General features: G+C 62.4%; 1 pseudogene. It reads left to right on the top strand.

The window, feature by feature from the left end:
* A pseudogene (locus IB255_RS30530) lies at positions 1-164 on the top strand (radical SAM protein); the annotation flags it as partial.
* Positions 165-441: the final 277 nt, after the last annotated feature.

Below are 441 nucleotides of genomic sequence, written 5' to 3'. Positions count from 1 at the left end.
GCTGCCTGTCGTCGAGCAATCGCCACTATGTCGGCGATCTGCTGGACAAACCCCGTCATCAGGCATTGCCGGCCTTGCAGCGACTGCTGGTGAAGGCTCTGGGGGACAAGCAGGAAGTGGCGTTCTCCGGTGGCGCGACCATCATGAAAATCATCGGCGGCTGACCGGGTCTTGCGGTGAAGGGCGCTTGCTGTGGCGAGGGAGCTTGCTCCCGCTGGGGCGCGAAGCGGCCCTAAAATTACCAAACGCTCCGCATTCCCTGGAACTTACGACTGCTGCGCAGCCGAACGGGAGCAAGCTCCCTCGCCACAGGCAAGCCCCCTCGCCACAGGTGATCGCATTCGCCGACAAGACATTGACCCGCCCCCACACGATGCGTAGCCTTGCGCTTTCGAGGTTCTTCGGCGTCTGTCGAAGCTAAGAAGGGAACGCGGTCGATGC

Source organism: Pseudomonas sp. PDM22 (genome assembly GCF_014851965.1).
GTDB lineage: Bacteria > Pseudomonadota > Gammaproteobacteria > Pseudomonadales > Pseudomonadaceae > Pseudomonas.
Note: the sequence above shows the minus strand (reverse complement) of the source record. Positions and strands in the feature narration are given on the sequence as shown.